Below are 22,624 nucleotides of genomic sequence, written 5' to 3'. Positions count from 1 at the left end.
AGTATTGTTTTTTTTTATATTTGGGTATATGAATTTGGTTTCGCAAGAGAAAATGAATCAAGAAGTTTTTTTATCTGTAGAAGAAGTATCTAAAGTTTTAGATTTTTCACCCCAATACATTCGTAAGCTCCTTCGAGAAGGGAAACTTAGTGGACAGCGCGTAGGTAAGACCTGGGTAGTGAGCTCTACAGTTGTTGATGCTTTTGATCGTAATAGTCATCTAAAAGAAAACTCTGATTTTGATAGACAATCCTCTATCGTACGTAAGAATAGAAAGCCTATCGTGCTTTCATTTTTTTCTGGTGCTATGGGATTGGATATCGGGTTAGAAAAGGCAGGGTTCCAGACCTTACTAGCTTGTGAGATTGATAAAGCTGGACGTAAAACTATTATTGCAAATAATCCCAATATAGGCCTGATTGGTGATATTAGGAATTATACAGCAGAGGAGATTCTTTCCTATGCAGGATTGACGAGAGATACCGACATTGACGTTATAGCTGGAGGGCCACCTTGTCAGGCTTTTAGTACAGCTGGTAAGCGAAATGGTTTCCAAGATGAAAGAGGTAATGTTTTTTTAAAATATCTAGAAGTCATAGAGGAATTACGGCCCCGGTTTGTAGTCATTGAAAATGTACGAGGATTGTTGTCTACAAAGATGACGATTGATGTTGATGATGAAATATCTCGCGAGATGACACCTACTATGCGAGAGACTTCAGGAGCAGCCTTATACTACATCAAGAGACGGCTGGAAAATGCAGGTTATGGAGTCTCATTCAACCTCTACAATTCAGCCAATTTTGGATCTCCTCAGATTCGAGAAAGAGTAGTGCTCCTATGTTCTCGAAGCGGAGATATTCTACCCCACCTTACACCCACACATGACGCACAAGGAGAACATGGGCTCAAAAAATGGAACACTTTTAAGAAAGCAGTGAAAGATCTGCCTACGGAGTGTGATCATATTCAGTTCCCTGAGAAACGACTTAAATATTATCGTATGCTCAAACCAGGAGAGAACTGGCGTAATCTTCCTGCCGAGCTACAACCACAGGCCCTTGGAAAATCCTATTATCTAGGAGGAGGGAAGACAGGGTTCTTCCGGAGATTATCTTGGGACAGACCTGCGCCTACGCTCGTTACACACCCTGCTATGCCGGCGACTGATCTTGCGCATCCAGAGCTGGATCGCCCGTTGTCCGTACAAGAATATAAGCGAGTACAAGAATTTCCAGACAGTTGGATCATCGAAGGGTCTATTTTGGATAGGTACAAGCAGATAGGTAATGCAGTACCTGTTAGCTTAGGCAAGGCGGTAGGCTTGAGTCTAATGAATGCGCTAAATAACCAAGCCGTAGATTTGATTGATGACTTCAAGTATTCACGATATAATAAGACTTCTGATATACAGTGGACCAGAGAGTACCACCGTCTACATGAGAAACAGGCACAACAGCTGCTTGATATTTAGGCTTAAAAACAAGAGCAGGTAATTAATTACCTGCTCTTGTTTTTTTCTCTCTAGGGACAATTGTCCCCGAGTTAAATTCTACCAATTTTTCCCAATCTATTCCTCCGTTATCATCCGTAAAAGAATTTAAGAACTCTTTCTCAAGTTTATTTTTAAGATTGCTGTATGATAGGTTGAACTCTTCATTTCTCAATTGGGACTCATGGCCTAGCGGTTCGATTATCTTTTTATACAACTCGGTATCTCCCGATATCAATTCCCAAAACCGTTGACCACAAAGTTTATAATAGTTTCCTTTTTGCTTGAACTCCGAACGAGTTTGACTCTTTCCATAGCAACAGCCATTTACAAATACAGTTTCTACCTTCGCGCCAGAGGTCGCCAGTCGTTTCCGTGCAGAATTGAAATGGTCGATCATTTTTTTTATTTGCGAATCGTTGCCCCAGTTTGGCCCAGACTTGATCGTGACCATATAGCGCTTACCATCTTTTTCAAACTCTAAGTCTAGCCCCTCAACACCAGCTTTGCGGCCACAATAGACCAATTGATTTATATGGATTGCCAATTGTTCAAGCCAGTTACCAAATATCCCCTCCTCACTAGACGATATATAAGCAGATAAAATCCCATCAATGATTTCTGATGCCGTAATGACATTTTTAGCTTTAAACATATAGGGGTTTTTGGCTTTTAGAACATCTTTAAGCTTGATGTTTTCTATTTTTGACAATCGCTTTGCATGAAAATCGCCAATATTGGCTTTTACATATTGGATTACGTCTTCTATATTTAGCTGGTTCATATTATCAAACCTACATAAATTTGACTTTACCTGCAATAAAATTGCTTTCATAAATGCTCTTTATACCTCGGTATTTAGCGACAGCCTTTCGCAAAGCGCATAATATAATATGTGCAGATGCTGTAGACTGAGCACCAGTAATCGAAATTTTGTGTTATAATTTTTATAACATATTCAAAAATGGGATCAGTTATTATTTCAAGGATATTCAAATGACAATTTGTAACCACGAAGGACATTACGATTAGGCGTGCGATCACCTTACTCTCGCTGAGTATTAAATTATTTTTCATAAAAAATGATATTTTTTGGTTATTGAATCGTAGTACCTCAAAGCATACTATGCTGTATAGATTGCTATGCTTTGACGTAGTGCATTAAGAAATTATTTAACGGCAAGGGTATGGGACGGTGAAAAGGCTCTAACTTATCAGAGTTCGTTTTTCTCTTCCGCGAGTTCAAATAATGGCTCAATAAGAATCTCTTCGTTCGGTCTTATTGTCTCCCAGTAACATTATACCTAGTTTTGGAAATTTATTTAGACGGATGTAATGAATGGTTGAGGAATATTCTTTCTGCTCTTAATTTTGTCTTCCCACACAATTACATTATACGCGGTTTTGGATATTTGTTGCGTTAATTCTACAAATACAAAAAAAATAATGAAGAGCCGTTTTTGGGCTTAAAAATACCATACGGGTTCCCGTATTATTGATGTTGACTTATGTTGTATTTTGTGCAATATTTTTTTATTCAATATTGATTAATGCTATATTGTTACAGGATTTTTGAATGTTGAGCGATATAAATTGTGAAATAAGAATACAGATATATTTAAAGGAATTTAGAAGTGGAAATTGAGCAGAATAAAAAGCAATTATTAGATTATCTAAATGAAATTGCCCCTTGGGAAGGATGGAGAAGCAATTACAATAGCTTCGTGCCAAAATTTATAATAGAGGCCAGCAAAGGAGGGGATTGGAATGAATGGGATGAACACTTATTTTATGAATTTTTTGAGAGATCAAATAATCAATGTGTATCAAGCTTAAGACAAGGGTATTTTACAAAAGAAGAACAGAAAGCTATAAAAGAGAACTGGACGAGAATAGCTCCGGTTCTTCAAAAAATTGCGTTAACGCAAGACGTTCCACAATTTGAGACTTATAATGAATTAAAAGATATTTTACGAGATTATACTAGAGTTGATCGTAGAGCTAGTACCTACAGACTAATAGCCTCTTTGCAACCTAAAATTCTTTGTACCATTGTCAATCATGCTAAGCTGAATGAACTGATCACTTATTTGAACAAGTTTGTTTCCGGGTCCCAAATTTCATTTTCATACAATTGGTTTGAAAGTAGTAATCATGTATTGGCATTTTTTATTAAAGAGAGTGGATATAATTACAAAGACATCATAACATACCCTTGGCAATTATTAGAATATTTTAAAGGTAATCATCATATAGAAGACAATGATATGAGCGAAGATGCGGGAAGTAGCTTAAAGACAGAAATTAATCTTTTACAATACAAAAAACAAATTATCCTTCAGGGTCCTCCAGGAACAGGAAAGACAAGAATGGCAAAAGAAATTGCCAAAGATTGTATAGAACTTACTGTTGATCTCTTCCGAAAGATCATTTATAAAAATATAAAAATCAGTAAAGGTGGAGATAAACAGTCTTACATCATTAGCGAAGTAACTGATGAGACAATTGTCATCAATGATTCTACCGCTGAGCACACGCTTCAGATTGAGTTAATCAAGAAGTATTACTTCGACAGAAGCTTTTTACAGAGTGACTTGACTAGCTTTGATGAAAGGGGCCTGCTAATCAGTAGATTTATTTATGATAATATACTTGCGCATTCAGAGCAGTTTCACTTAGTGCAGTTTCATCCAAGTTATTCTTACGAAGATTTTGTGAGAGGCATTGAAGCACGTTCGGCAGGGACGTCTGTAGAATTTCATAATGTCAATAAGATTTTAGGAAAGATCATTAACCAAGCAAATCAAAATTACCTAGATAGTAGGCTTTACAATGACCCTGTTAAAGCGGCCGATGCTGTCAGTTTTAGAACTAAACTAGATAGATTTAAAGAAGTAGTGACAGAAGCTATTAATGGAGAAAATGGAGAGTATAAAATACCTAACGTTACTGCTAAAATAATGGAAGTTACGGATGTAGGTTTCAGGTATGTTTTTCCCAATACTCCTAATGTCAATCATAACATTCTTTTTATAGACTTGATTAAATTGAATGAGTTAGGTGTAGAATATAATACAGGAAATGATGTAAAGCTCCAAGAAGATCATTTGGAGATGAAGTCCAAGTCTCCGTATTATTTTCACACTTACAAGGAGATAGAAAGTTTAGATCTTGATAAAGAGGACAAACTTCCTGTTGCCACAAGAAAGAACTATTTATTGGTTATTGACGAGATAAACCGAGCTAATCTTTCATCTGTACTGGGCGAATTGATCTATGCACTAGAGTATAGAGGAGAAGATGTAGAGTCAATGTATGAAGTTGGTGGCTCCAATAAGATTTCTTTACCTCCCAATTTATATATCATCGGTACTATGAATACAGCAGATAGAAGCGTAGGCCATATTGACTATGCCATACGCAGGCGTTTCGCTTTTGTTGACATACTGCCCAAAAATCTCACTGGAGAGACAGGCGTAACTTTTGATCATGAGCTTTTCAATAAGGTCACAGGGCTATTTGTCAAAGATTACGACCCTGGTATAGATTACTCTATAGAACGGGATAAGCTACAAGCTTCTACACATCTGTCCGAAGAATTCCGCCCCGAAGATGTATGGCTTGGTCATTCCTATTTTATAGACAAGTCAAAAGAAACGGATGGAGCTGGTATGGATGTGAGGTTAGAATACGAGATCAAACCGATCCTGTTAGAGTATATTCGTGATGGCGTTCTCAAAGAAACCGCCCGAGCCATCGTCAATGCATTGCCTAACGAAGTTAAGGAGAGTAACTAGTTCCTAGATGAAGATTTCGTTATACGAACATGTTAGCCACTCGCTATACAAACGTAATAGGGACAATGAGAATGACGAGATAGATTACCACAAGTGGTCGTCCTGTCTCGTACGTTCTTACAAGGATAGGCGAGGTAAATACTATAGCTGTTACAAGCTCATCAAATCATTTGATAAGATCGAATTGGCAGCAGACTACTATATCGGTATCGATTGGCTTATTCCAGGGGAGAAGTATATCCATATTCAACCCAAGATCAATAAATATGTCGTCAACCAGTTTAGTGAAGCCTGTAGTGTCTTAGATGAAAAGGATACTGGCGATAGCCATGATGAGCAAGCAATTAGAGAGGCGAGTCAATTTCAAGTCAATTATCTTAAGATGCTGCTAGGAGCAATGTCCGATCCCGTGGTTTCTAAAGAGTGTACTGATCTAGTTCGTATCGAATGGGATGATACGTGGATTCATATCGATCAGCAGGATGATAGTCTCACTCCATTTTTAGTAGTTCAGTTTCTGCAGTTACTGAAGCACATTGTGCGCAAAGGACTTAAGAAATCTTACTATACTGTTCGGGAAAATCTTAACAACAGAGTCAAGGGCAAAATTCTGGTTGGAGACAATCTTAAACGCAATGTGTTTAAAAATCGGATGGTTAAGACTTATTGCGAATATCAGGTCTTTGGGGAGGATAATGCTGAAAACCAATTCTTAAAAAAGGTATTTCAGTTCGTTACAGCTTATATGTCCAATCATAAGGATCTATTCGCTGGTAATAAAGCTCAGCTTGATCAGATGAGAAATTACATCCGACCAGCTTTCGATCATATCGGAGATATAACCAAAGAAAGTACATTTAAACATTTCAAGTACAATCCTTTTTTCAAAGAGTACAAAGAAGCCATTAGGATAGGAGGCTATATATTAAAGCGCTTTGGTTATAATATCAGCCGTGCGACCGAGACTTCTGTGCTTACACCACCATTTTGGATTGATATGCCCCGCCTGTTTGAACTCTATGTCTATCAGAAGCTTTTAGAGGTCAATGGTTATGACAGGAACAAGATCCGATACCAATTTTCCACCTATGGCAATGCGCTGGATATTTTGGTCAAGGACGGAGAGAACTCGATGATCATTGATGCCAAATACAAGTTGCACTACAGGCACAGCCACGTGCATCAGGATATCCGACAAGTAGCTGGCTATGCTAGATTAAGTAATGTCCGCACAGAGCTCGGTATTTCGAATGATCGGAATATAGATTGCTTGATTATCTACCCAGATATGGATTATGGATTAAATCTAGAAGATTCTGATGACTCAGTCGATGAGTTATCACTTTCAGCTATCCGTGAAACTTTTAAGAATGAACAAAACAAAATTACGGCTTATTATAAGGTTTATAAGGTAGGGGTGGAATTGCCCTCTGTTCAAATCATTGAGAAATACGTAGTTTGAAAGTTTAGACTTTTCCTGAGAAATTCCTAACTTTAACAAAAAAGGTTCCAGTCATCCGAAGTATAACTGGAATCTTCATTGTTAACACACTTGCAGAGAGACTGCTATTTAAGTTGGGATACTAGACTTTGTAAATAATCATTTCTTAGTTGTCGCTCCTTTTTGTTGTTTACTGCCTCTGTTGCAGCAAGCTTGTAATCTTCGGGGATGTTATTTTCAAAATTCTCCAATTTGGAAGCAAACTCTGTGTGTTTGTGCGCAATCACTTCGAAGTTATTATACAGAATAATAAATAGAGAGAAAAAGTTTGATTTAGTATGCCAGATAGACTTAGGCCTAAATTTAAAGCTTATATATAGATCAGAAACCTTCTCGAATTTTTGAACAATTTCGTCTTTATCTTTAAATTCATAGAAGTAATCGTCTAGAAAATCATTTGCTTTTTCATTTCTATTGAATAGTCCAGCTATAACAGATGTTAAAATATTTAAAGTATACTGTAAGTGGACTTTTCGTGATATCTCTCGTACGCTGAAAATATTTTTATCGGTAAAAACTGTTTGAGATTTTTTTACCTTTTTAGAATTTGCCCATTTGTAAAATTCTTTTGGAATATTAGGGTCTTCTTTAAAACTATCTATATCTTCTGCTACATCTAAATTAATTTGATTACAAATTAATTTAGCAACCAACATATATTCTGAAGTTGAATATTCTGATGCAATTTTTTCTATAGCCGTTAATGAATTTGAAGTTCGGTTTATACGCTGGAAAATTTCTTGAACTTTTGGATCGTCATTATTAAGATCTAACTCGATGACAGCAACTTCATATTTTAGAAAGGCAGTTTGCTCTAGCTCGGTTAAATTTTCAAAGAATATGCCATCAACGTCAAAGCGATTATCTATAAATTGAGTAATGGCATTTGTTCTTTGTTGCCCATCAACGATACAAGAGGTTGTTGTCATATTAGTAACATTAACTTTGCCTTTTGAAATAAAGATTTGAGGAAATGGGTAACCCAATAAGATTGTCTTAATAAAATCCTTATTATGTATATCTCTCCAGACCAAATTTCGTTGAAAATATGCATCGGGGATTAACTTTCCACTTCTTATATCATTAACCAAATCTAGTAAGGATACAGACCTAACTCTATAATCTACCATGTTTTACTATATTTTTATATAATCTTTAATATTCTTAACCTGTTTGAATTCAAAAAATGTCTGAGATTGATAAATTCCAGCATTAATCGATTTAAAATAATCATTATGTTTCAAAGATAGCTCAGAAAAAAATTTAAACCAAGCGGCTCTTTGTTGACAGCTAGGCATAAAATCTGGTCTGAAAATTCCTTTAGAAATATATGAAGAATAATTTGCAAAACTATTTCCTTTAGAACTAGAAAACTTTGTTAAGTTTTGAAATCCCTCAGATAATTTAAATACTATTTCGCTATACTGAGTAAAAAGTGAAGGGTCAATTATAGCAATATCTAAGTCGGAAATCTTTGGTTTAAATGTCGATGTTTTATGAAAACTCCTTCCAACCTTCGAGGAACCACAAACCTGAATATGATTAATAGGGATATCAAAAAAAAGACTGATTTCATTTAGAATGTCATATTGTCTTTCTTCATTTTCAATAAATGCTTTTGTCGGATAAGTTAAGTAAACTTTTCTAACGATTTCAACGTGAGATTTTCTTTCGGCTAGCCCTTTATCAATGGATTCTAAATGATTCATATATCTTGTTTTATGGTCTCATTACCTATCCTTATCATTTTGATCCTGATCATCACCAATTTTAAATAAATGCGACTGGTATTGCCCATTGTTCTGCCTATCGTAGTTTTCTCTCGTAAACGCAAAGTACACTACATAAAACCACCCAAATATCCCGTGGAGTATTGCCCATCCAATAGATCGGTTCCGATCCCAGGAGGTGACGATTGCGATGATAGATCCAAGACCGACACCTGATTGTGTTACAGTTTTAGTGGTGTTATTAACTATATCTTGTCCGAACACGACCGTTATCAAGGACAAGAAGAATGCGGTTATTGCTAGCTTTTTCATACTAAATAATCTCGGGCGGCGTTCCGTTTTTATCATTCGACTCGCGGATTGCTGAAGCAATCTCTTTAAGCGCTTCACTCTGCTGAAGTAGGGCTGCGGTGTGTTCGCGTTTTGCTACCAAAGAGCGGTTTAATAAAATAGAAAGCACTTTGTATAACCCGTAGAATACAGTTGCTATTAAGCCTCCGTAAAATAACGGGACTAAAATTAATAGCTCTTGTGTGCCGATAAATAGTAAATTCATAATTTTAGTTTGTCTTATAAATGGTGGTATCTATTTCTTTTTTTGTTTATTCCTAATAACTGTTTAAACAACGCAATGTTGACTTTTCTCTTACATTAATCCAATTCATTTTAATCCCATCAAACCTATTTAACTTCTTCCACTTAACCCTACGGGTTCCCGTATTCTAAACCTCTGTGCAACATCCTATGGCAATTAGCGCAGACTAGCATTAGATCATCTAGCTTTGTTATTGTACTTTCAGTTAGTTCGTAAAGTGGTGTGCGATGGTGGCATTCGATGAAACCATAGCCGATTTCTCCATAAGTCTTGAAGAAGTCGAACGAGCACAGTTCACATTCAAGTTTGCCGTGTAGTTTTAGCGCTTGCTGCTTTTTCTTTTTTACGAGCGTAGCATTTCTTTCCCGTGCTAGGTGGTACTTATATAGTACTGTTCCTTCTGGTCGCTCAAAATCGCTATCTTCAATATCTTCTCTAGCGTTAAGTATTTCCACCTTAACCTCCGGGTACTCTACAGCAGCTTTAATGGCATTGGCTAATTTTTTCAATAGATCTTTCTGATCTTTAAACTCGTTAAATACCTCCTTGTCTAATTTGCTGGTAGACGACATACCCTTGCCTGTGTAAGAATCATCTAATGCCAGGAAATTACTTAGTTTTAAACCAACACCGTTAGGATTTCTAAATTTCTCATATTCTTCTTTATCACCATGAATAGGCAACTTGTTTAAGGTGTCCGATAAATCGATAATTAACGGATTTCTGGCATGAATCTGTCCCGGTTCCAACTGAAAATATAAATCTAAAGCGAGAATAAGCTCATCACGTTGCCATTTTGGATTACGCTTCTTTTCCATTGGAATTCTTTAGGTTTTCTACGAATTCTTTATAAGTCTCAAACCAATAGTTTCCAAGAATTTCAATTGAATTGTTTAGTTCCTTGCCAGGAATACCTCTTGTCACTTTGTAAAAGAAAGGTTTAGCACCCACTTTTTTATTTTCTTCATTTTTCTCTTCTGTTTTCTCCACAAACTTTGAAAAGGATTTTGCGAGCCGATCCCCCACTAAAGTCGTAGTAAAGACTGTATCGGAATCAACCATATTAATTTGATTAGCAATTTTTTCTGTTAAGAATTTCTCGTCAACTTTTAAGAAGGAGAGTGCAACTGCAATTTTATCATTTACGGTAGTGGAATTCTTTGATTCTGGGGTATAAGTTCCTTTTTCTTTTCTAAAAGTTATTCTTCGTTTCGTCCGTTCCGGCAAAGTCTCAAACTCTGGCATTTTTTGTTTGGGATTTGAAAATTGATAGTGCTGCATATTGAATGCTTGAGCAATTGCTTGCATACGTTCCAATTCTAAACTACCTTTGAGAGTTATTAGATTTTCGATGTTAATCCTATTCGTAAAAGCAAGAAATGCTATGTCTATAGCTTCCAATCCAAACTTTTCCATATACTTTAAAAGGATATGGACAAATTCTGCAAGAGAACTATTTGGCTTTTTATTATCGCTCATTTTTAATTAATCGAAAAATTTGAATTTTATATACTTATTACGTATCTTTGTTTATACTATTACGACAGGTAGGAGAGGCTCGTCCTCAGCCTAACGATTGTCACTCGTGAGCGAAAGCCGCCAAAAATTCCACATGAGTAGACATGGAGTTCGTATTCTATTGAGTTTTTGTATCTTCGTACATAATTCAATAGAGCGAACTTCTTGTAAGCCTTTGTGGAGCTTAAGTTTCGACTTAAGTAGGTTGCTTGGCGGCGCCACGCTCAAAGCTTTGAAGTTCGCTCTATTGGTTTTAACCAATTCAGCATTTTCAAGCTTCTAGGGTGCCACATCGTTTTATAAACATTATGATTATGATGAAACGATTACAAACCACTAAGCAAAACCACTCAGACCCGATCCAGGATCGAAGTCAACGGTTTTCTCTTTCACTATTTCAAAAAAACATTATCGCTCCGCCAGAGTAAGAGCAGATATCTAGGTATACAGAAATGGGGGTGAGATTGCCACGTCGTTTTTACTACGTGAAAAAACTTCTCGCAATGACGGTTGAAAAAAACGTCAAAGCCCATTTCTGATACCGGCCTACAGTACAATACGAAGAAAGTACAGTAGACTGATATCATGTTTTTAATCTAGCACCTTAAAGATATTGATAAGTTTCTATTGGTACAAATTTCTTTGCAATAAATATTGTTTTTTACAATATGTATGGGCCGGTACTTGTATTTTTCTTTTTGAAATGCCACGTAGCTAACGCTTAACAACCAATTATGATCTCGATCGGTGGCATTCAAAAATCAATTTGATTTTTGAACATGCAATGCACTAATCATTGCACAATCCCTTAAAAAAATGAACATTCTTTTAAAGGCTGGAAGAGGACTGCCTATTTTGAAGCAGCATACAACAGCAACCAATAACCTTAAGATGGGGCAAGATGCCCAACGCATTAAAGACAATGCGACCAATGAACCCCAACGTACAAGAGACGAAGCGTACTCTCAGATATTATCATCGATAGCAAGGAAGATAGATCATATCGACTTTGATGCTTATTGTCCGAGCAGAGTTATCGAAGCATTCTGGAATAAATACAACTGGAACAAAGAGACTTTTAATCTATTCGACTTGATACTGGCTGCTAGAGGCATTACAGTTGAGTCTGATCAGATCGAAGCTTTCCTTGAAGATTTTGAGTACTTCATCATAGCGCAGTATACTATCTACTATATGAACTATGACTATGACATTTTAGGATTCTGCTATGTCGAGGAAGAACTGCGTAGTACAAAAGAAGGAGTGAGGCGAGGGTTATTGACCCGATTAGTAGGTATACAAGGGAGGGGGATATAATGAGAAGTATATATATAATATTCTGTGTGTTGTTTAGTGGCACTTTGGTTTCTCCTGCCTTTGGGCAGGAGGCCAAAGGCCTAACTCAGACTACACTTAGAGGTGTGGTATCATCTCTTCAAGATGGTAAGGCTATCGAAGGGGCTTCGGTCACAGTAGATAAGAAGCATGCACGGACGGATAAGGAGGGGAGGTTTAGCATAAGCGTAGATAAGCCTACAGGAATACTAACTATAAAGCATATCGGATATAAGGAGCAACGGGTTGCCTATGCGAATACAGCTACACTATTGAGTATACGACTACAGCCCAATGAAAAACAGATCGAAGAAGTGGAAGTCGTATCTACCGGATACCAGAAGATACCTAAAGAAAGAGCTACGGGGAGCTTTGTACAGATTAATAGCGAACTATTTAATAGACGGGTCGGGTCCAGTGTGATGGAACGTTTGGACGGTATTGCTCCAGGGTTGCAGTTTGATAATAGAACTGGAAGACCGGTTGTGAATATCCGTGGTATAAATACACTAAGAGATAATGCATTAGGCCCTTTAATTATTGTCGATAATTTTCCATATGAAGGAGAGATCGATAATATCAATCCGGATAATGTAGAGTCTGTCACCCTATTAAAGGATGCTGCGGCAGCCTCTATATGGGGTGCGCGGGCTGCAAATGGAGTAATCGTCATCACTTTAAAGAAACCGCTGTTAAATGATAAAATGAGATTGTCGTTTAATACAAATGCGAGTGTTTTAGAGAAGCCTGACTTATATTACTACTCGAAGATGTCTACCAGTGATTTCATTAATGTAGAGCGAATGTTATTTGATAAGGGGTTCTACAGTACGCAATTAAATGGAGCCAATAAAAAGTTTTATGTCATATCACCCGTTGTGAGTTTATTGGATCAAGCTGACAAAGGTTTGATCAATCGGCAAGAAGCGGAAACTAAAATTGATGCATTACGCAATATGGACTATCGGGATGATATGATGGAACATATATACAGAACGGGGTTGAATCAACGATACGGATTGGACTGGAGTGGCTCTACAGGTAAGCTTGGTTACATCGTTTCACTAGGGTACGACAGAAATCAAAATACACTGATACGCTCCTCAAATGATCGCTTGAATCTACGCTTGTCAAATTCTTATCGCTTATTGGACAATCTGGAGCTGCGCACATCGGTAGCAATGACAAACAGAAATACAAGCAGTGGTGGTGGAAACCTTTTTCCGATCAATCCAGGCGGAGGAAAAACAAACCTATACCCTTATGCCAAGCTGGTTGATGAGTTTGGCAACAACTTGGCTATCCCAAATACGTACAATCAGGACTATATACGCAATACAGGAAATGGACAATTGCTGGACTGGGAATATAGACCTGTGGACGACCTCTATGATGAAACTAGGTTTCAGAATACGAAGCATTTGGCGCTAGGAATGGATGTAGATTATAGTTTGTTTGATCTTTTTAAGATTTCGGTACAGTATAATCTTGAAAATCAACTCGGAGCAGGAGGGACTTTATATGATGAAGACTCTTATTATATGCGCAATACGATTAATAGATTTACGCAGGTCTCTAATAATACTGTCAAGCATATAGTGCCGCTTGGCGCTTCGTTGATTTCATCTAATAACAGTATGGTCAGCCAGCGGATAAGAGGACAACTGAGTTTTGATCGAGTATTAGGTACAAAGAATATGGTTACTGCTTTTGCGGGAGCTGAGCTTTCAGATAAGTACATAAAGTCAAATAGTACACAGGTGTATGGTTATAATCCTCAAGTTCTGACCTCTTCTTTTGTTGATTTTCAAAATAGCTATCCGATATACGATGGATTATCATCTGCCAGAAGAATTCCCAATGCGCAGGATTTTGATGGAGCAATAGCGCGATTTGTATCTTTCTATATGAATGGTGCTTATACCTATGATACTAAGTATATTTTTTCAGTTTCAGCCCGTAAAGATGCTTCCAATTCTTTTGGGACAAAAACTAACACCCGTTGGAATCCACTGTGGTCAGCAGGTGTAGGATATATCGTAAGTAATGAAAAGTTTGTGAAAAATATGGGTTGGATAAATCATTTGAAGCTCAAGGGTACATTGGGGTATACGGGTAATTCGGGGGGCGGAAATGTAAAGCCCTTGATCATATATAACGGTTCACCAGCTGCTTACACTAATTTGTCTTACGCTTGGTTATTAGCTCCTCCAAACCCTTACCTAAAGTGGGAGGTCGTGCAGATGATAAACTATGGCGTCGATTTTAGTCTTTTAAATAGAAGGATATCGGGTACAGTGGAGGTATTTCACAAAAAGTCAATGGATCTTATTTCTTTGGATCCGATAGACCCCACGACGGGGTTTTCTACTGTTACCAGTAATGTAGCTGAAATAAAGGGTAATGGATTTGACGTACAGCTTAATGCTGCAATAAGTAATAAAGCGATAAGATGGAATGCCAGTATAGGGCTGTCACATGTTAAAGATGTCGTGACAAAATACTTCGGAGCAGAGATGGCTACGACAAGTATAGTGAGTGGATCTGGGAGAAATCTTAGTCCGATTAAAGACAATACTTTCTACGCCATGTATTCATACAAATTTAAAGGTCTGGATCCATCAGATGGATCTCCGATAGGTTTCCTTAATGGAGTCGAATCGAAAGATTATGCGTCTATCTTACGTGATTCCATTCAGAATCTTGTTTATCATGGATCGGCTTTACCACCTTATTATGGTTTTTTGCGCAATAGTTTTAATTGGAAGGGGATAGATCTCTCATTTAGTATTGCGTTTAAATTCGGCGCCTATTTCAGAAAGCAGACCATTAGCTACAGTACGCTCTATGCTAACTGGGCGTCTCATGGTGACTTTGATAAGCGATGGCAGAAACCTGGCGATGAGTTGACTACCTCCGTGCCTTCTATGGTATTTCCAGCCGATGGTAGGAGCGATTCATTTTACGGCTATTCTTCTGAAAATGTCTTGCGTGCTGATCTGATAAGACTACAGGATTTGCGTATCGGGTATAATTGGGTTACGCCGATGGGAAAAATGAAGTTTAATGGATTTTTTGCGGTCAACAATCTTGGTCTAATCTGGACAGCCAATAAGGTAGGGATAGATCCGGATTATAATAATTTACCAAGATCTAGAACCTTTTCTGTAGGAGTAAGAGCAGATTTTTAAAAGTTTTAAAACAGATTATTTACATATGAAATACGCATGTTTAGCGAAGCACAAACACCCCTGAGTATTCCATATAGCCATTAAAAAACAAACCGAGTGAAACGAGCTCATTTATACCGATGAAAACAAACACGCATAAATAATTAAACACATATGAAATATCCATGTAGCAGAACTGCACAAACACAGATGAAAATACTTTGGATATTCCATATGACCATTAAAAGTCAAATTATTTACATATGAAAAATAAGAATTTAAAAATAGGTGTTTTTGTAATTATGACCTTTATTATCCTAGGTTGTGAAAAATTCCTTAACGAAAAGCAGGATCAGAAAATCGTTATACCAGAGACATTGACGGATCTGCAAGCATTATTGGATGCCGCTATATATATCAACTATGGGTATTACCCATCCGTATTGGAAATGTCTACCGATGATTTTTATGTAGCAGAGGCTTCATTTAACAATTTGAGTAATTATAGCAGAGATGTTTATCTATGGAAGCCTTATCCCATGCATGAGGGTACTGATATCAATGGAGCCTGGATGTTTTCCTATCGGAATCTGTTGATTGCAAATACGGTACTGGATGAAATAGATAATGTACAGACCTCCGAGCTTAGACGTAAAGACGAGATAAAAGGAGCCGCATTGTTTTATCGGGCATATGTATTTTACCAATTAGCTCAGGCCTATTGTGACCAATTTATAGTAGGTGCGACGAATAGTGGGTTAGGATTGCCTCTACGAACTACTCCCGACTTTAACGAGAAGTCGCGAAGATCGACCGTCGCTGAGACTTATCAGCAGATAATTGAAGACATGAAGATGGCTATAGCTTTGCTGCCAGAGAAAAGTGAAGTGCCAACAAGACCCACTAAATTGGCAGCTCAGGGGGCGTTAGCGAAAGTTTATTTAGTCATGGGGGACTATGAACAGTCTCTGATATACGCCACGGAGGCGCTTAGGGGAAACGATGCTCTCATAGATTATAATGGCCTGAATGTTAATGCTTCGATTCCGATTGACAGGTTTAACAAAGAAACGATATACTATGCCTACAGTTTTAGTACAGACCTTTTAAAGAGGACAGTTGGACTTGTAGACTCAACCTTATACGATAGTTATGCCTCAAATGATCTACGTAAATCTGTCTATTTTGTCGACAACGGGAATGGTACCTATGGCTTCAAAGGAGCATATACTGGGCTGAATAACAATTCATTTTTTTTAGGTATTACTACGAGCGAGTTATTTCTGATTCAGTCTGAATGTTATGCTCGGATGGATAACGTTACGTCATCTTTGTCTATCCTAAATAAGTTATTAGAAAGCAGGTATAAGAAGGATAGTTATATTCCATATGATTCCATGTCGCCAGAGGATTGCCTACGTCTTGTATTGAGGGAGAGACGAAAGGAGCTGCTGTTTCGCGGTGTTCGTTGGTCTGATCTGAAGCGATTGAATAGGGAAACTGAATTTGCTAAGACATTGGAAAGAAAAATGAGGATTAACGGTAACCTAGAAACATATTATCTTCCGCCAAATGATCCTAGATATAATTTCGTGATACCAGAAGAAGTAATAATTAAATCAGGAATGCAACAAAATATTAGATAAGACATTAAACTATGAGATACATTAAAATTATCTTGTTTGTTTTGTCTACTATAACAAACATATATGCACAGGAAAGCGAGAGACTGCTGCCGGGACAGCAATTGCCTGATTTAAAATTTAATAATTTTCTTAGTACGCATTTGGATTCGGAGACATTTAAGCTTTTGTCTGGAAAGGCAACGGTTCTTGATTTTGGTTCTACTGGATGTGCGCCATGTATAGCTTCACTGGATAAATTTCAATCACTGATGTCGATATATGGGGAGAAGCTCCAAGTGATTAGTGTTACAGCTGAAAAAGAGGAGCGAGTACGGAAGTTTCTCAAGTCAAATGCAATAGGCAAACAACTTACCATTCCTATAATCTACGAAGATAGTGTGCTGCATAAACTGTTTCCTCATCTCTCAACGCCGCATTTGGTTTGGGTAAACAAGCATGGTATAATTGTCGCATTTACAAATCACGATTACGTTACGCCTGCACATATTGAGAGTTTTGTAAATGATGAAAAATTGAATTGGCCTGTTAAATGGGATTTTCCTTTAGATGTCAGTAAGCCATTGCGTGTTTGGAATAACCAGGCCGGGGATCTGAATCTATTACCTAAACATGAAATATCTGTTTTTATCTCAAGCTATATACCGGGGGTTCAGTCGAAATATTTTGCAGCAGGTGATACTGTAAAGGGAAATGCCAGAGTACTAGCTGTCAATCAGTCTATCCCCGAATTATACCTGCGAACGATGGGGCGAAGTCTTCGAGATAAATTTATGGCTTCACAGATAGTAACCAAGAATTTTGATGGGGGAAGTTTGGTGCATAATTATTTAAATGGTACGCAACTAGGATGGATGCAGGATAATGCATATAGTTGTGAGATAAATTATCCTGTCGATTTGAGTAAAGATTGGACAGGGAGAAAGATGCGGACATATCTTGATCTCTATTTCTCGTATAGTACGAATCTCATGGATACGTTAAGAGATGTCTGGTTAGTTTCATTGGGACCAGACACATTATCAATGAGAAGGGATGCAGGGGCTAAAGGTATAACTTTAATGAAAATGATAGACATGTTAAATGCAGTCCCCAATGCAACGCCAGTATTATATTTGCGGGGAACACATGTAAGAAAGATGGCTCCATTTACAATGGATTTGGATACTAAACGTTTCCATGATTTTGAATATCTAAAGAACCAATTGGAAAAATATGGTTTTCAGTTGAGGAAAAGTCGTAGAGTTATGGAGACGCTAGTCATTCGAAAGCTGCAGGAATGATTGTTTTATAAAGGGGCAGTCCATTGTGACGGCCCCTTTAACTTCGCTAGATGTCAATAGTCTACGGCGTGTTCTTTAATGTTGCAGTTTCGTTTGCCCCAGAACTCATAGCATTTTGGATGCGTAAGAGCACGGATTGGTTTGGCCCGGTAACATTGGCCGTGAAGTCAGGTGTGTTACCCGATGGGTCTGCTACCAGATCGGCTGGAGCTTTTACTTGACAAATTTCTTGGCTTCCGTCACAGCCCGGATCTTCTGTCGCTAATTGATAATGCTCCGGATTCTCGCGGTCATTGGGTATTAATGGGTCTCCACTACCCACAAAGTCCCAGTACTGATCTGTTAAAGTTACTGTTGAAGAAACTTCTTTTTTATTTGTTTCTTCCGTGAATGACATAAATGTCAAGCTTAATGCAATAGCTAAGGCTGCCAAAGCCATTGCATAATTTTTGATGTTTTTTAGCATAATGCTATAATTTAAATGTTTATAATTTCTTCCCTTTTTTTACCTCTGGAAAGATGAAGAGGGGCTTGTTATCCGGATCTGTTGATCTTTTCGTTCGATGCCTCAACAAGTATCGGATGGATAGTCGAAAAGGTCTTTTGGCCGACACGCCCTGCACCCAGTGGCCTAGTCACCGGGATTCGTTGTGGTACCTGTTATCAAGTTATCCTGTTATCAAGTTATCGTGTTAAAAAGTCCATCTTTAGCATTCGTATTGTTATCCTGTCTGAGTTGCTTTTTGTCAAATTTTGTAGATAGAAGATAGCCGGTAATACTGATGGCTAAGAAAAATAGATTGAACCAAAGGTGATTTGTCCAGCCCATCTGCGGTATTGCTAGTCCGCAACTGCAGGGAGGCTTGCCCCATACCTGGAGCAGAACCAGTGCGATATAACCCGTGAAGAGTATTAGCTGTATGCTGGATAGCAGCAGACCCACCTTGCGAAAGCGCTCGGCTACCAACAAGATCGCCGTCACCAGCCCTAGCGTGGGCAGGCTATAGATCAGTGCCCAAGCGACGGTATAGCTTAGCGGTTGCTGCAGGATCCCTGATTTAAAAGCCTCATAATGCATAATCTTGTATAGACTGCTCGGTATCCATAGGGCCAGCAGCAGTACGACTAGGGTGTTAAGTAGGTAGGTGTTTGTTTTCATTTTGTTATCTAGTTATCGTGTGAACGGGTTATCAAGTTATTTTTCGTTTGCACTGATGTAGGCCAGTACTTCGTCTGCCGGTTGCGCCCGGGGTATGCTTCTCTTTACATCTTACAGGCATTGTTGCATATTTCAAAGGTAGCGCGAATACCGATGAAAGCCGGTGTCCTCATACGACCAGTTGCGTGTTATAATCCGACTTTTGTGCTGATTTAAAGCTTGTTATTAGCTTGTTTCGTTTTTATTTGTTAATTTACGATAACAAATTAAGCCTTAAGGTATGCGTTTCGAGGTCAATACATGGGTATGGGTGGCGCTTTCGAACAATCGGAAGCTGGCATTTGTATTGGCGGTACGCAAGCATACCGTTATGGTCAGGTACTACGATGTGATCGGGCATAAGCTCTCTGCCAATCGGGAGGTTTTCACCAAGCGTGTGGTACTGCCTGCAAACCTCGAACGGGAGCAGCTCGAAAAGCTGCCCTGCGGAAAGCGCCCCCTCGCCCTCAATAGGGCCAAGATGATCGTAGCCACCAATATGATCTTTAAAGATATCGAGCAGCGGCTCGAGCGCCGGGTATATTACTGCCACAGGTGCCGTGCCTTCCATACTACGGCACAGTTTAGACTGCCGATAGCATTCATGAAGACACTGGCCGAAAATCCCTATCAGAGTGATGGTTATGAAAATTACCTCAAGATAAGCCACCGCAAGCGGGTATGGTACTGGTGGCACCATACGTTGGGGGTTAAGGTTCCATTCGCCCTGTTCGAAAGGATCGTTGCCGAATATGGGCCTACACCCGAAAAGGCCATCGTCCGGATCAAACTGGATCCTTTGGCCTTTATGCATTTCATGATGCTCTTTCTGTATAAGGAGCGGCTCAAACGTAGCGCTACCGATGCCTAGTGTTGAGTAGGGATATAAGCACTGGGATACACCTTATGGTATTTCTTAAAAGCCTTCCGGAAAGCTGCGCTGTCACTGTAGCCCAATTGCTCAGCGATAGTGCTGACGGCTACCTTGTTCGATAAGAGTTCGGCAGCACGTTCGTGCTTCAACCGGTAGATATAGTGGGCGAGGCCTTCTTTTTCAGTGCTTCGGTACGTACGGCCCAGATAATCCTTATCAACATAGAATCGATTGGCCAGCACGCTGATAGGCGGTACCGGCTGATTTTTAGCGATACGTTTTTGGATATAGTACTTTACAGCCTGTATCTTGTTCTGGATTGGTGATAATGAAGGGTCGTCCAAGGTCCGCATCTGTTCGACTAGATTGCTGACGGGGACATAGATCTGGCTATCCTGTAGGATATGCCGGCCGGGACAAAGGCCTAATAGGTAGTACAGCTCGGCTCGGTCCTGATCAGTTATGGCACTCGGTACAGACTGGTAGAGGGTATCCCTTGCTAATTCGTGCGGTAGTAACGCTGATCCTAGAGAGAGGTCCTCGGGATAACGGTCCAGCCAGCTCGCTGCCACATTGAAGCCGACGATCCAGTGGCGGCCCTGGCCCACCTCGATATCAAAATTTTCCTTCTGGCCGCGGATAAGATGTTTACGATCCTCGCTCAGCACGGGGATAGCCCCATGATCATCTTTCAGGCTATAGCCGCCTTTCAAGGCATACTGCCAGTGGATATCGGGATAGCTTACCTTTATAGGAATTTGTAGTTTCCGTTTTGTCTCGATCTCGATACTGTATAGGTATACATGCTTGGCATTGTACCATTGTATACTGTACCAGTTGTCTTTGTCGTACCAGCTGCGGCTCTGGGCATAGGCTATTGCAAAAGAGATATCTCTCGGTAGGCGGGACTCCGCTGTGGAATCGGGATTCAGGTCACCGAAATGTATATGGAAGCTGCGTATCATAAGCTGTTGATTTGGGGTGTATAATTGTTAATTTGCAAATAAAAGCCTTTAGGCCGCCGCTGTCAAGAGACAGGGGTGACACCATACAAGCGGTGAGGGCTTATCGCTGTGCTTAATCGATAGTGGTTGGCGTATTAAAGGCGTGACTAAGGGTGCAAAAAAAAATATATTTTCTTTCGTTCGTGGATTTTTAGAGGGCTTTCGTGGATTATTTCCATTTATAGATTTTTGTTTCCTAGTTTGGCGGTAAGATCTATAATTGTTGAGCGCTCAACTATGTTAAACTTTTAATAAAAATAACATGGTTAAATTAACTTTAAATCAGCAAGCAAACCTGATACAGGAAGTGATCAGGAAAACAAAACGTAATGCCCCCAAGGGCAACACAAAAATGAAGTCTACGGTAGACCGCATAAGGAGTAAGTCGTCCTTGTGCGATGTAATATTGCCTGGCATCGATCCCTTTTAGCGGATGGCAATGCGTATATCTGACACGGGGCGGGGCAAGCTGTCCCACCCCGTGTACGCGGCGCCGGATTGGAACGATGTGGAGGCACTCAATACCTACGCACTACTGTCGGCCAATCTGTCCAATTTTATGCCGCAGCTGCAATCGCATCAGGAGTTTTTCCAGCGATACCGTTATCAGCAGGTATTAAATGGGAATGATCTCTTACACTTTGAAAGGGATTATCCGTCGCCGGTAGAAGGATGGGATGCTGTGCTGGCGCTAGTGAAGGCCCATCGTGGCATTATTGCAACGTACCACTTTGGACCCTTTCAATTAATCAATTACTTGTTGATGCGGGCCAAGATCCCTTATGTGCTATTGGTGGCAGGGCAGGTGATAGCCGACTGGCGCGCCAAGTATCCACAGCTTTTGGCACGTATGGAGCTGGCCGCCCGACAGGGGGGATTTCAGCTCTTGGATGCCAATGATCCTGCCGCACTAAGAATGCTATACCGCTTGCTGGATAAGGGCTTTAGTCTATTGATCTATACCGATGGTGTAGAAGGGGTGGCGCATAATCGGGCGGCACGGATGACGCGTGTCAATTTTTTAGGACAGCAAATCTATGTGCCACGGGGTACGGCGACACTGGCTTATCGCTTTGGCTTACCGATCTATCCCTGCCTACTGTGGCGTGAGGGTGACCGTATTAGGGTGGAGGCGGCAGATACGATAACGGTGGCCGAGGGTCTAGACCCGCAACAGTATGCCCGCATGGTCGCAGATCAGTTATTTGCACTCTTGGCCAAATATGTCATGCACTGGCCCGAGCAGTGGACCAACTGGTCGGTATTGCACCGCTTTTTGTTACATAAACCGCCTATCGGTGTTGCTGCGGGTACAGTAGCGGATATGGAACGGCACTATGGGTTGGTGCGCGTAGATAATAACCCCTATTTATTGGAAAAAAGGAATTACAAGATGTTTCCCTTGGATGAGGTAGGGTTTAAATTGTTGAAGAACAGTTGGTTTTGAATATTTTTTTTTGGATGATACACGAAATATTTATTAG

Annotated in this window: 19 protein-coding genes; 9 read left to right on the top strand and 10 right to left on the bottom strand. The window is 39.4% G+C overall.

Going from position 1 to position 22,624, the window contains the following annotated elements; translation table 11 throughout:
* Nucleotides 1-28: 28 nt before the first annotated feature.
* Nucleotides 29-1,474, top strand: a complete 1,446-nt coding sequence (locus tag G7B20_RS15710) for a DNA cytosine methyltransferase (protein WP_240466026.1) — start codon at nt 29-31, stop codon at nt 1,472-1,474.
* Between the two features lie 22 nt (nt 1,475-1,496).
* Here G7B20_RS15710 and G7B20_RS15705 read toward each other — a convergent pair whose 3' ends face one another.
* Nucleotides 1,497-2,327 carry a PmeII family type II restriction endonuclease gene (locus tag G7B20_RS15705; RefSeq protein WP_205600248.1) on the bottom strand — a complete coding sequence of 277 codons (831 nt, stop codon included), beginning with the start codon at nt 2,325-2,327 and terminating at the stop codon, nt 1,497-1,499.
* Between the two features lie 799 nt (nt 2,328-3,126).
* Between G7B20_RS15705 and G7B20_RS15700 the strand changes: the two genes are divergently transcribed.
* Both G7B20_RS15700 and G7B20_RS15695 read left to right on the top strand, forming a co-directional pair.
* Nucleotides 3,127-5,289: an AAA family ATPase gene (locus G7B20_RS15700; RefSeq protein ID WP_205600247.1), complete on the top strand. Its 2,163-nt coding sequence runs from the start codon at nt 3,127-3,129 to the stop codon at nt 5,287-5,289.
* 7 nt (nt 5,290-5,296) lie between these two features.
* Nucleotides 5,297-6,751, top strand: coding sequence for a 5-methylcytosine restriction system specificity protein McrC (locus tag G7B20_RS15695; protein ID WP_164112368.1), 1,455 nt, complete (start codon nt 5,297-5,299; stop codon nt 6,749-6,751).
* Nucleotides 6,752-6,855: 104 nt separating this feature from the next.
* On the opposite strand, the gene G7B20_RS15690 is transcribed toward G7B20_RS15695, so the two are convergent.
* The 6 genes from G7B20_RS15690 to G7B20_RS15665 form a co-directional block, all read right to left on the bottom strand.
* Nucleotides 6,856-7,920 (bottom strand): DUF262 domain-containing protein, encoded by a 1,065-nt coding sequence (locus tag G7B20_RS15690; protein WP_164112367.1) that lies wholly within the window; start codon nt 7,918-7,920, stop codon nt 6,856-6,858.
* Nucleotides 7,921-7,926: 6 nt separating this feature from the next.
* Entirely contained in the window at nt 7,927-8,499 is a 573-nt protein-coding gene (locus G7B20_RS15685) for a hypothetical protein (protein ID WP_164112366.1), read from the bottom strand.
* A gap of 21 nt (nt 8,500-8,520) precedes the next feature.
* Entirely contained in the window at nt 8,521-8,832 is a 312-nt protein-coding gene (locus tag G7B20_RS15680; protein ID WP_205600246.1) for a hypothetical protein, read from the bottom strand.
* Nucleotide 8,833: 1 nt separating this feature from the next.
* Entirely contained in the window at nt 8,834-9,076 is a 243-nt protein-coding gene (locus G7B20_RS15675; RefSeq protein ID WP_164112365.1) for a hypothetical protein, read from the bottom strand.
* 149 nt (nt 9,077-9,225) lie between these two features.
* On the bottom strand, nt 9,226-9,933 hold the full coding sequence (locus tag G7B20_RS15670) for an HNH endonuclease (RefSeq protein WP_164112364.1): 708 nt from the start codon (nt 9,931-9,933) through the stop codon (nt 9,226-9,228).
* Nucleotides 9,917-10,594 carry a hypothetical protein gene (locus G7B20_RS15665; RefSeq protein ID WP_164112363.1) on the bottom strand — a complete coding sequence of 226 codons (678 nt, stop codon included), beginning with the start codon at nt 10,592-10,594 and terminating at the stop codon, nt 9,917-9,919. The genes G7B20_RS15670 and G7B20_RS15665 overlap by 17 nt, the downstream gene beginning before the upstream one ends.
* 855 nt (nt 10,595-11,449) lie before the next feature.
* Here G7B20_RS15665 and G7B20_RS15660 point away from each other — a divergent pair.
* The 4 genes from G7B20_RS15660 (at nt 11,450) to G7B20_RS15645 (ending at nt 18,064) form a co-directional block, all read left to right on the top strand.
* The gene (locus G7B20_RS15660) at nt 11,450-11,950 is read left to right on the top strand and encodes a hypothetical protein (RefSeq protein WP_164112362.1); all 501 of its coding nucleotides are present in this window, start codon (nt 11,450-11,452) and stop codon (nt 11,948-11,950) included.
* Nucleotides 11,950-15,159, top strand: coding sequence for a SusC/RagA family TonB-linked outer membrane protein (locus tag G7B20_RS15655; protein ID WP_164112361.1), 3,210 nt, complete (start codon nt 11,950-11,952; stop codon nt 15,157-15,159). Before G7B20_RS15660 ends, G7B20_RS15655 begins: the two co-directional genes overlap by 1 nt.
* Before the next feature lie 242 nt (nt 15,160-15,401).
* Nucleotides 15,402-16,784, top strand: coding sequence for a RagB/SusD family nutrient uptake outer membrane protein (locus G7B20_RS15650; RefSeq protein WP_164112360.1), 1,383 nt, complete (start codon nt 15,402-15,404; stop codon nt 16,782-16,784).
* Nucleotides 16,785-16,795: 11 nt separating this feature from the next.
* Complete coding sequence (locus tag G7B20_RS15645) at nt 16,796-18,064, top strand: TlpA family protein disulfide reductase (RefSeq protein ID WP_164112359.1); 1,269 nt, start codon at nt 16,796-16,798, stop codon at nt 18,062-18,064.
* 61 nt (nt 18,065-18,125) lie between these two features.
* Here the strand turns inward: G7B20_RS15645 and G7B20_RS15640 are convergent, their stop codons facing one another.
* Both G7B20_RS15640 and G7B20_RS15635 read right to left on the bottom strand, forming a co-directional pair.
* Nucleotides 18,126-18,530: a hypothetical protein gene (locus tag G7B20_RS15640; protein WP_164112358.1), complete on the bottom strand. Its 405-nt coding sequence runs from the start codon at nt 18,528-18,530 to the stop codon at nt 18,126-18,128.
* Nucleotides 18,531-18,743: 213 nt separating this feature from the next.
* The gene (locus G7B20_RS15635) at nt 18,744-19,223 is read right to left on the bottom strand and encodes a MauE/DoxX family redox-associated membrane protein (RefSeq protein WP_164112357.1); all 480 of its coding nucleotides are present in this window, start codon (nt 19,221-19,223) and stop codon (nt 18,744-18,746) included.
* A gap of 280 nt (nt 19,224-19,503) precedes the next feature.
* Here G7B20_RS15635 and G7B20_RS15630 point away from each other — a divergent pair, with 280 nt between their 5' ends.
* The gene (locus tag G7B20_RS15630) at nt 19,504-20,133 is read left to right on the top strand and encodes a hypothetical protein (protein ID WP_164112356.1); all 630 of its coding nucleotides are present in this window, start codon (nt 19,504-19,506) and stop codon (nt 20,131-20,133) included.
* Here the strand turns inward: G7B20_RS15630 and G7B20_RS15625 are convergent.
* The gene (locus G7B20_RS15625) at nt 20,130-21,101 is read right to left on the bottom strand and encodes a helix-turn-helix domain-containing protein (protein ID WP_164112355.1); all 972 of its coding nucleotides are present in this window, start codon (nt 21,099-21,101) and stop codon (nt 20,130-20,132) included. The two genes, G7B20_RS15630 and G7B20_RS15625, sit on opposite strands and share 4 nt — an antisense overlap.
* A 478-nt stretch (nt 21,102-21,579) precedes the next feature.
* Here G7B20_RS15625 and G7B20_RS15620 point away from each other — a divergent pair, with 478 nt between their 5' ends.
* Nucleotides 21,580-22,587, top strand: a complete 1,008-nt coding sequence (locus tag G7B20_RS15620; protein ID WP_164112354.1) for a hypothetical protein — start codon at nt 21,580-21,582, stop codon at nt 22,585-22,587.
* Nucleotides 22,588-22,624 lie beyond the last annotated feature (37 nt).

The organism is Sphingobacterium sp. xlx-96 (assembly GCF_011007365.1).
Taxonomy (GTDB): Bacteria; Bacteroidota; Bacteroidia; order Sphingobacteriales; family Sphingobacteriaceae; genus Sphingobacterium; species Sphingobacterium luzhongxinii.
The sequence above is the reverse complement of the archived record's forward strand: the minus strand, read 5'-3'. Positions and strand labels throughout refer to the sequence as shown.

Coding starts and splice junctions, on each gene's coding strand:
- G7B20_RS15710 (WP_240466026.1), top strand. CDS start 29: ATGAATTTGGTTTCGCAAGAGAAAATGAATCAAGAAGTTTTTTTATCT.
- G7B20_RS15705 (WP_205600248.1), bottom strand. CDS start 2,327: ATGAAAGCAATTTTATTGCAGGTAAAGTCAAATTTATGTAGGTTTGAT.
- G7B20_RS15695 (WP_164112368.1), top strand. CDS start 5,297: ATGAAGATTTCGTTATACGAACATGTTAGCCACTCGCTATACAAACGT.
- G7B20_RS15690 (WP_164112367.1), bottom strand. CDS start 7,920: ATGGTAGATTATAGAGTTAGGTCTGTATCCTTACTAGATTTGGTTAAT.
- G7B20_RS15685 (WP_164112366.1), bottom strand. CDS start 8,499: ATGAATCATTTAGAATCCATTGATAAAGGGCTAGCCGAAAGAAAATCT.
- G7B20_RS15680 (WP_205600246.1), bottom strand. CDS start 8,832: ATGAAAAAGCTAGCAATAACCGCATTCTTCTTGTCCTTGATAACGGTC.
- G7B20_RS15675 (WP_164112365.1), bottom strand. CDS start 9,076: ATGAATTTACTATTTATCGGCACACAAGAGCTATTAATTTTAGTCCCG.
- G7B20_RS15670 (WP_164112364.1), bottom strand. CDS start 9,933: ATGGAAAAGAAGCGTAATCCAAAATGGCAACGTGATGAGCTTATTCTC.
- G7B20_RS15665 (WP_164112363.1), bottom strand. CDS start 10,594: ATGAGCGATAATAAAAAGCCAAATAGTTCTCTTGCAGAATTTGTCCAT.
- G7B20_RS15660 (WP_164112362.1), top strand. CDS start 11,450: ATGAACATTCTTTTAAAGGCTGGAAGAGGACTGCCTATTTTGAAGCAG.
- G7B20_RS15655 (WP_164112361.1), top strand. CDS start 11,950: ATGAGAAGTATATATATAATATTCTGTGTGTTGTTTAGTGGCACTTTG.
- G7B20_RS15650 (WP_164112360.1), top strand. CDS start 15,402: ATGAAAAATAAGAATTTAAAAATAGGTGTTTTTGTAATTATGACCTTT.
- G7B20_RS15645 (WP_164112359.1), top strand. CDS start 16,796: ATGAGATACATTAAAATTATCTTGTTTGTTTTGTCTACTATAACAAAC.
- G7B20_RS15640 (WP_164112358.1), bottom strand. CDS start 18,530: ATGCTAAAAAACATCAAAAATTATGCAATGGCTTTGGCAGCCTTAGCT.
- G7B20_RS15635 (WP_164112357.1), bottom strand. CDS start 19,223: ATGAAAACAAACACCTACCTACTTAACACCCTAGTCGTACTGCTGCTG.
- G7B20_RS15630 (WP_164112356.1), top strand. CDS start 19,504: ATGCGTTTCGAGGTCAATACATGGGTATGGGTGGCGCTTTCGAACAAT.
- G7B20_RS15625 (WP_164112355.1), bottom strand. CDS start 21,101: ATGATACGCAGCTTCCATATACATTTCGGTGACCTGAATCCCGATTCC.
- G7B20_RS15620 (WP_164112354.1), top strand. CDS start 21,580: ATGCGTATATCTGACACGGGGCGGGGCAAGCTGTCCCACCCCGTGTAC.